The sequence below is a fragment of the Salinispora pacifica CNR114 genome (assembly GCF_000514775.1).
Taxonomy (GTDB): domain Bacteria; phylum Actinomycetota; class Actinomycetes; order Mycobacteriales; family Micromonosporaceae; genus Micromonospora; species Micromonospora pacifica.
Genome location: NZ_AZWO01000001.1, coordinates 414,732 through 423,427 on the forward strand (window position 1 = coordinate 414,732; position 8,696 = coordinate 423,427).

Sequence of the window (8,696 nt, forward strand, 5' to 3'; positions counted from 1 at the left end):
TGACCTGCGTGAGAACCGTGACCTTCGGCGTCACCGAAGGGCGGGGATTGGCGTCACCCGTGCGAGACTAGGTAACCATGAGCGACCCACGGATCACCCCGTCGATCTTTACCCGCGGCGCGGTAGACCTCAGCGCGCTGCGCACCCCCGAACCCTCCCCGGCCCCCGCGCCTGCCCAGTCCAGCCCGTCCGATGACGGCCCTGGGAGCGCTGCCCCCGTCATTGCTGTCACCGAGGCGACCTTCCAGGCCGAGGTCCTCGAACGGTCGCTCAGCACGCCGGTGGTCGTCGACTTCTGGGCCGAATGGTGTGAACCCTGCAAGCAGCTCTCGCCGGTGCTGGAGCGGCTCGCCGTCGAGGGCGGCGGCGCCTGGGTGCTGGCCAAGGTCGACGTGGACGCCAACCCCCGGCTGGCGCAGATGTTCCGGGTGCAGGGCATCCCGATGGTGTACGCGGTGGTCGGCGGCCAGCCGGTTGACGCGTTCTCCGGGGTGGTGCCCGAGGCGCAGCTACGGCAGTGGATCCAGGCGGTTCTCAAGGCTGGTGGCGCGAGCGTGGCCGAGACGGCCGATCCACGGTTGGACGAGGCCGACGAATCGCTGCTCAACGGTGATCTGGACGCGGCGGAGCAGGCGTACCGCAAGATCCTGGCCGAGACGCCGTCGGACGCCGCGGCGGAGGCGGGGCTGGCCCAGGTCGGGCTGGCCCGCCGGGCCGCCGGTGCCGACCCGCAGGCGGTGCTCGCCACGGCGGCAGCGGCCACCGACGACATCGACGCCCAGCTGCTCGCCGCCGATGTCGAGGTGCTTGGCGGGATGGCGGAGCAGGCCTACCAACGGCTGGTCGGGCTGGTTCGCCGCACCGCCGGTGAGGACCGCGAGAAGGTGCGTCAGCACCTGGTCGGCCTCTTCACCATCGCCGGCCCCGACGATTCCGCGGTGGCGCTGGCCCGTCGGGCACTGGCCAGCGCCCTGTTCTGATCCAGTCATGTCGGCGCGGGCCGGTGCGCCGACCGGCCCGCACGAGCTTGAGGACGGGAGCCCATGACGCGCCGGATCGCCGTCCTCGACGCGCCCACCAACCTCGGGCTACGCCCACCCACCGCCACCTCGGTGCCGGGCTGTGGCAAGGCTCCTGGCGCCCTGCGCGACCAGGGCCTGCTCAGCCGGCTTCGGGCCCGGGATGCCGGCTGCCTGACCCCGTCCCGGTACGACCCGGGCGACTGGCGGCCCGGCGATGGCGTATGTCACGCGTATGAGATAGCCAACTACTCGGTGGCGCTCGCCGACCGGATTGGCGCGGTCATAGATCGAGGCGAGTTTCCGCTGGTGCTCGGCGGGGACTGCTCGGTCGTGCTCGGCTCGGCGCTGGCCATGAACCGGCTCGGTGCGGCGGTGGGGGGTCGGGTCGGGCTCGTCTTCGTCGACGGGCATTCGGATTTTCGGCACCCCGGCAACGCCTCCTACGTGGGCGCGGCCGCCGGTGAGGGGTTGGCCCTGGTCACCGGTCGCGGTCAGCTGGATCTGACCGCTATTGAAGGCCGGCGGCCGTACTTTCGGGATATCGACGTGGTGGTGCTGGGCATCCGGGCGCAGGACGACTATCGGCTCGACCTCCAAGCTGCCGGGATCACCACCCGACCAGTGCCGGCGTTGCGCGCGGAGGGTGCGGCCCGCACCGCGCAGTGGGCACACGACCAGCTCACCCACTGTGCCGGCTACTGGCTGCACGTTGACGTGGATGTGCTGGACCCAGCTGTGATGCCCGCCGTTGACGCTCCCGACCCGGGCGGGATCGCCTTCGCCGAACTGGAGAGCCTGCTTGCCGGCCTGGTCGACACCCCGCACTGCCTCGGCGTCGAGCTGACCGTTTTCGACCCGGACTACGACCCGGACGGTTCGTACGCCGCGGAGATCGTTAACACCCTGGTCGGGGGCCTCCGCCCGGTCGCCGCGCCGGGATCGGTCCCGCCCCGGCGGCCTACCGTCGCCCTACCCCGGCGGGGGTCGGAGCGCCGCCGGAGCTCGGAGCAGCCGGCTCTCCTCGTCAACCGGGGCGGGCCGGCAAAGGTGGCGCAGCCGCCGGAGCCGCTGACCGGCGCGGGGGCGCCTGTTGCTCCCGAGGTGCCGGTTGACCCCGAGGTGCCCGCTGATCCGACGGCGCCGGCAGGCCCCGGGCGTCGGTAGGCCGCCAGGAGACGCCCGCCGGCCGGGAGGCGACCAACCAGCTCGCGGCCCACAGTCGGCCGCCTCGGGCAGCCCGCAGCCGTGCTGCGGGGGTGTCCCGAGGAGTGGCACCCGGTTCCGGGCCCGCCCCCAGCTGGAGGCCGAGACGCCGAAGACCGGCTCCGATTGGGTGATGAATATCCGGAGGCGGGGTAACCCGGGGGTGGGTCGACCCCTATCGCAGTAGGTGAAAGACGGCAGTCCCGAACCGGACGTCCGGATGATGGTCCGCCGACCAAGGCGCGGATAGGCAGGGCCTAGGCTGGGCGCAGAGTGACCCACGACGTGGTGGGTCGAGGGGAGTGGCACCGATGGACCGGCGTCCGGCTACCAAACCGGGACCCGACCTCCGGCAGGTTGATACCGGCCGGGACGACAACTTCGATTCGGCGACCGATTCCGACGGGTTCGGTGACGTCGAGACTGGTATGACCGGCTTGACTGGTTCGAGCATTGACTCGATCTACGACCTGGGCCTGCCCGCCAATGCCCTGGGGGAGGACGCCGAGGATTCGGACTTCGACGAAACGGTACCCAACGCGGAGCGCTTGGTGGCGCAGGCGATCGCGCTCGCCGGCGACGACCACGACTCGGCGTCGCTGGTTCGCCGTTACTGGCGGTTCGCACCCGATGAGGAACTGATCGGCTTCACGGCTGAGGAGATGCTCGACTCCGTCCGCACCCACCGGGAACTGGCCGAGCAGCGGGTACCGGGCGAACTCAAACTGCGCATCCACGAGCCGGATGCCGACCAGCACCACTCGGTGGTCGAGATCGTCACCGACGACATGCCCTTCCTGGTGGACTCGGTGACAGCCCTGCTCAACTCGCATCACCTGGATGTGCACCTGCTGGTCCATCCGTTGTTGGTGATTCGGCGCGAGCCGCTGGGCCGGCTGATCGAGGTGGCCGCCGACGTGGAGCCCGACGAGGTGACCACCGGTGGCCTGGTCGAGAGCTGGATGCGGATCGAGATCGACCCGGTCCGGGACGCGGCGGACCGGGACAACCTGCGTCGGGAGCTGCAACGCGTGCTCACCGACGTGCGGGAGGCGGTCGAGGACTGGCCCAGGATGCGCCAGCAGGCGCTGACGCTCGCCGACGAGCTGGCGGCCGCGCGGAACAGCGAGAACCGGCCGCCGGTGCCGGAAAAGGACATCACCGACTCGGTCGAGCTGCTGCGCTGGCTCGCCCACGACCACTTCACCTTCCTCGGCTACCGGGAGTATCGCCTGGTGGACTCCGAGGGGGAGACAGGCGGCCAGGCCCTGCGCGCGGTGCTCGGCACCGGCCTCGGGATCCTGCGCTCGGATTCCACGGAGTCCCGGGCGTTGTCGTCGATGACGCCCGAGGCGCACGAGCGGGTTACCGAGAAGCGCCTGCTGGTCATCACCAAGGCGAACTCCCGGGCGACCGTGCACCGATCCGCGTACCTGGACTACATCGGCTTCAAGGTGTTCAACGAGGCCGGCGAGGTGGTCGGCGAACGTCGGTTCATCGGTCTCTTCGCCACCGCCGCGTACCGCACCAGCGTGCAGGAACTACCGGTGGTACGGCGCAAGGTGGCGGAGGTGGTCGATCGGTCCGGTCTGAGTCTGCGCAGCCACTCCGGCAAGGATCTGCTGCAGATCCTGGAAACCTATCCGCGCGACGAGCTGTTCCAGATCAAGACCGATGACCTCTACCACGCGGTGATCGGTGTGCTGCGAATGGCGGGCCGCCGGCAACTGCGGGTGTTTCTGCGCCGGGACGCGTACGGACGCTTCATCTCCTGCCTGATCTATCTGCCGCGGGACCGGTTCACCACCCAGAACCGGCTGCGGATGCAGGACATCCTGCTGCGGGAGCTGAACGGGGTCGGGGTCGACTACACCACCCGGGTTACCGAGTCGATGCTGGCTCGGGTGCACTTCATCGTGCGCACCGACCCGACCAAGCCGCCGGGGGATATCGACGCCGACCTGCTCGCCGAAGAGTTGGCCGACGCCACTCGTCTCTGGGACGACGACTACCGGCTGGTGCTGGAGCGCAAGCTCGGCGACGAGCAGGCCAAGCATCTCTTCTCCCGGTACGCCGACGCCTTCCCGGAGGGCTACAAGGACGGGCACACGCCGTACGAGGCGATGAAGGACCTGGCGAAGCTGGAGCTGCTGGAGGAGCCCGGCCAACTGGAGATGCACCTGTTCCGGAAGCAGTTGGCGCCGCGTGCGGCGAGTCGGGTGGCCGGCGGCGACGAGTCGATGGACGTCCGGTTCAAGGTCTACCGGTACGGCGAGCCAATGATGCTCTCGGCGGTGCTGCCGGTGCTGCACTCGCTCGGGGTGAAGGCGGTCGACGAGCACCCGTACGAGGTAGAGCGCATCGACGGTCGGATCTGGCTGTACGACTTCGGCCTGCGGTTGCCGGAGGGGCACCAGGAGCTGGCCGAGGTTCGCCCGCACGTGGAGAACGCCTTCGCGGCCGCGTGGCGGGGCGAGGCCGAGGTGGACGGCTTCAATGCGCTGGTTCTGCGCGCCGGCCTCACCTGGCGGCAGGTGGTCGTGTTGCGGGCGTACGCCAAGTATCTGCGCCAGGCGGGCACGGTCTTCTCCCAGGACTACATGGAGTCGACCTTCATCGCATATCCGCGGATCGCGGCCCTGCTGGTGCGGCTCTTCGAGGCCCGGTTCGCGCCGGGCTCGACGAGCGCCGAGCAGCGTCAGCAGCAGAGCAGGGAGCTGGTCACCGAGCTGCGTGCCGCGCTCGACGACGTGGCCAGCCTCGACCAGGACCGAATCCTTCGGTCGTACCTGACGCTGATCCAGGCCACCCTGCGGACGAGCTTTTACCAGAAGCGCGTTGACGGGCGGCCGAAGCCGTATGTTGCCCTGAAGCTGGATCCGCAGGCGATTCCGGACCTGCCGGCGCCGCGGCCCCGGTTCGAGATCTTCGTGTACTCGCCCCGGTTCGAGGGGGTGCACCTGCGTTTCGGGCCGGTGGCCCGGGGCGGGTTGCGCTGGTCCGACCGGCGGGAGGACTTCCGTACCGAAGTGCTCGGTCTGGTCAAGGCGCAGATGGTGAAGAACGCCGTGATCGTCCCGGTCGGCGCCAAGGGCGGCTTCGTGCTCAAGCAGAAGCCGGGCGACCGGGACGAAGCCGTGGCCTGTTACCAGGAGTTCATCTCCGCGCTGCTGGACGCCACCGACAACATCGTCAGCGGCGAGATCGTGCCGCCGCCGGATGTGGTTCGCCACGACGGGGACGACCCGTACATGGTGGTCGCGGCGGACAAGGGCACCGCCACGTTCTCCGACATCGCCAACGAGATCTCCACGGCCCACAACTTCTGGCTGGGCGACGCGTTCGCCTCCGGCGGATCGGCGGGCTACGACCACAAGAAGATGGGGATCACCGCCCGCGGCGCCTGGGAGTCGGTGAAACGGCACTTCCGCGAGTTGGGGCACGACACCCAGACCGAGGAATTCACGGTGGTCGGTGTCGGCGATATGTCCGGTGACGTCTTCGGCAACGGGATGCTGCTGTCGCGGCACATCCGGCTGGTGGCCGCCTTCGACCACCGGCACATCTTCCTCGACCCGAATCCGGACGCCGCCACCTCCTGGGTGGAGCGCAGGCGGCTGTTCGACCTGTCCCGGTCGACGTGGGAGGAGTACAACCCGGAGTTGATCTCCGAGGGGGGCGGCGTGTTCCTCCGTACCGCGAAGTCGGTGCCGATCTCGCCTCAGGTGCGGGTGGCGCTCGGCATCGAGGACGGCGTGTCCCAGCTCAGCCCGCAGGAGTTGATGAAGGCGATCCTCACCGCCTCGGTCGACCTGTTCTGGAACGGCGGCATCGGCACCTACATCAAGGCCTCGAGCCAGACCAACGTCGAGGTGGGGGACAAGTCCAACGACGCGATTCGGGTTGACGGCAAGGACCTGCGCTGCCGGGTGGTCGGTGAGGGGGGCAACCTGGGCTGCACCCAACTCGGCCGGATCGAGTACGCCGAGGCGGGTGGTCGGATCTACACCGACTTCATCGACAACGCGGCCGGGGTGGACTGTTCGGACCACGAGGTGAACATCAAGATCCTGCTCAACACGGCGGTCGCCGACGGGGAACTGACCGTTGGTGAGCGGGACAAATTGCTCGCCGAGATGACCGACGAGGTCGCCGAGTTGGTGCTGCGGGACAACTACGACCAAGCGCGGGCGATCAGCAACGCACAGGCCCAGGCGCCGTCGCTGTTGCCGGTACACCGGCGGATGATTGTTGACCTGGAGCGCTCAGGTGCCCTGGACCGGGCGTTGGAGGCGCTGCCACCGGACGAGGAACTGGCCGTCCGGATGGAGTCGGGGATGACGGCGCCGGAGTTCGCGGTGCTGCTTGCGTACGTCAAGATCGTGCTTGAGAAGGAGATCCTGGCGGAAGGCCTGGCCGACGAGGAGTGGACGACCGAACTGCTGGTCAACTACTTCCCGACGCCGATGCGGGAGCGGTTCGCCGACCGGATGTCCCGCCACCGGCTGCGTCGGGACATCGTCACCACCATGCTGGTGAACGAGACGATCAACCGGGGCGGGATCTCGTTCGTCTACCGGGTGGTCGAGGAGACCGGGGCGAGCGCCGCCGACGTACTCCGTGCGTACGTGGTGGTCCGCGAGGTGTTCGGGCTGCGCAAGATCTGGAACGCCGTCGAGGAGCTGGACAATCGAGTCGCCCCTGACCTGCAGACCGACGTCTACCTGGACTTCCGGCGCCTGCTCGACCGGGCGGTGCGGTGGCTGGTGACCAACCGCCGCTCTCCGATCGACGTGCCGGCGGAGATCGCGCGGCTGCGTGACGGGGTCGCCCACCTCCTACCCCGGATGGAGACGCTCTTCTACGGCAGCGAGCGGGAGGCGATCGCGGCGCACATCGAGTCTACGGTCGCCAAGGGACTACCGCGGGACCTGGCGCAGCAGACGGTGCGGCTGATGTACAGCTTCGGCCTGCTCGACGTCGTCGAGACTGCGGCGAGCAGCGGACGGGACGTGTCCGAAGTCGCATCGGTCTACTTCGTCTTGTCGGACCGGTTCCGGGTGGACTCGCTGCTGTCGAAGATCTCGCTGCTGCCGCGAGAGGACCGGTGGCAGACACTGGCCCGGATGGCGCTGCGGTACGACCTGTACGCCGCGCTCGCCGCGCTGACCACCGAGGTGTTGGGGGGTACCCCAGGCGATCTGCCACCGGTGGAGCGGGTGCAGCAGTGGGAGCAGTCGAACGCCACCTCGATCCACCGTGCCCAGCGGGCGATGGGGGAGTTCGACGAGTCCCGTGCCGACCTGGCTGCCCTGTCGGTGCTGCTGCGTCAGATCCGAACCCTGGTGCGGACCTCGGCGGCATCCTGACCCGGGTGGTGTCCCGGCGGCCGCGGCACGGCCGCCGGGACCTCCGATCCCTGGGTCATTTGGCGTGGGCCTGGGTGGCGAACACGACGATGTTGTCCGGGTAGTCGCCGGCCGCCTCATCGAAGACGCCACCACAGGTCACCACCCGTAGTGCGATCTGGTCCGTGGGGCCGTAGACCAGTTCGGTCGGGAAATCGTTCTTCGGATAGGACCGCACCGACTCGATGGTGAAGTCGACCTGCTCGCCGTCCTCCCGGACCACGCCAACCATGTCGCCAGGTCGCAGGTCACCGAGGGAGAAGAAGACCGCGGGACCAAGCTCCGCCGAGTCGACGTGTCCGACAATCACGGCGTTGCCGATCTCGCCCGGGCTCGCTCCCGGCTCGTACCAGCCGGCCAGCTGCGCCTGATCGAGCGGGGGTACCTCAACTGTACCGTCCGGATTGGTCCCGATCTTCATGATCGATGCGTGGACACCGATCTTGGGGATGACGATTTGGCTGGGCGCGGAGCGGGGGCGGCCGGAGGGGGCAGGCTGGGCGGCTTCCGGGCTGGTGGCCGCTGCCCCGACTGGGGAGTTGACCAGCGCGGGAGGCTGCGGGGGGCGGGCCGTGGGACCATCCGGAAGCGATGCCCCGATCAGGCCGAAGCCGGCCAGGGCAAGCAGAACGAGGACGACAGGGCCGGAGGCACGCCACGAGAATCCGTGGCGGCCACCGGCCCGGGTCGTCGTCACCTCAGACCAGGGAACCATTGGTCCGACGGCGAAGCAGCACCAGACCGCCCAGGGCGGCCGCGCCGACCAGACCAGCCCCACCGGCGGCGAGGCCCAAGTTGGTGCCGGCGCTCATGCCGCCGTCACCACCAGCGACACCGCCCCGCGGCAGGACGACCAGTTCGCCCTCGCCACACGAGCCTTCGAGTTTGTAGGTACCCGGCTTGGCATTCCGGTCAACCATGGCTTCGCCGTAGTAGACGTAGTCCCGCTTGTGCTCCCAGCGGTCCCCGCCCCGGTCACCGTGGTCTCCAGCCGCCTGGTGGCCCTTGTAGTCGTGGCCCTTGTAGTCGTGGCCCTTGTAGTCGTGGCCCTTGTAGTCGTGGC

Annotated in this window: 4 protein-coding genes and 1 pseudogene; 3 read left to right on the top strand and 2 right to left on the bottom strand. The window is 69.1% G+C overall.

Annotation, left to right across the window (positions count from 1 at the left end; translation table 11 throughout):
* The first annotated feature begins 77 nt into the window (after positions 1-77).
* The 3 genes from B118_RS0102110 to B118_RS0102120 all read left to right on the top strand — a co-directional run bounded on the left by B118_RS0102110 (position 78) and on the right by B118_RS0102120 (position 7,594).
* Entirely contained in the window at positions 78-980 is a 903-nt protein-coding gene (locus tag B118_RS0102110) for a tetratricopeptide repeat protein (protein WP_018222877.1), read from the top strand.
* Between the two features lie 63 nt (positions 981-1,043).
* Complete coding sequence (locus tag B118_RS0102115; protein WP_027647204.1) at positions 1,044-2,186, top strand: arginase family protein; 1,143 nt, start codon at positions 1,044-1,046, stop codon at positions 2,184-2,186.
* 350 nt (positions 2,187-2,536) lie between these two features.
* Complete coding sequence (locus B118_RS0102120) at positions 2,537-7,594, top strand: NAD-glutamate dehydrogenase (RefSeq protein ID WP_018809975.1); 5,058 nt, start codon at positions 2,537-2,539, stop codon at positions 7,592-7,594.
* A 55-nt stretch (positions 7,595-7,649) separates the two neighbouring features.
* Here the strand turns inward: B118_RS0102120 and B118_RS0102125 are convergent, their stop codons facing one another.
* Together B118_RS0102125 and B118_RS32120 are read right to left on the bottom strand one after the other, a co-directional pair.
* Positions 7,650-8,330, bottom strand: coding sequence for a class F sortase (locus tag B118_RS0102125; protein ID WP_026270394.1), 681 nt, complete (start codon positions 8,328-8,330; stop codon positions 7,650-7,652).
* Position 8,331: 1 nt separating this feature from the next.
* Positions 8,332-8,696 (bottom strand): annotated as a pseudogene (locus B118_RS32120) (hypothetical protein); the annotation flags it as partial.

Coding starts and splice junctions, on each gene's coding strand:
- B118_RS0102110 (WP_018222877.1), top strand. CDS start 78: ATGAGCGACCCACGGATCACCCCGTCGATCTTTACCCGCGGCGCGGTA.
- B118_RS0102115 (WP_027647204.1), top strand. CDS start 1,044: ATGACGCGCCGGATCGCCGTCCTCGACGCGCCCACCAACCTCGGGCTA.
- B118_RS0102120 (WP_018809975.1), top strand. CDS start 2,537: ATGGACCGGCGTCCGGCTACCAAACCGGGACCCGACCTCCGGCAGGTT.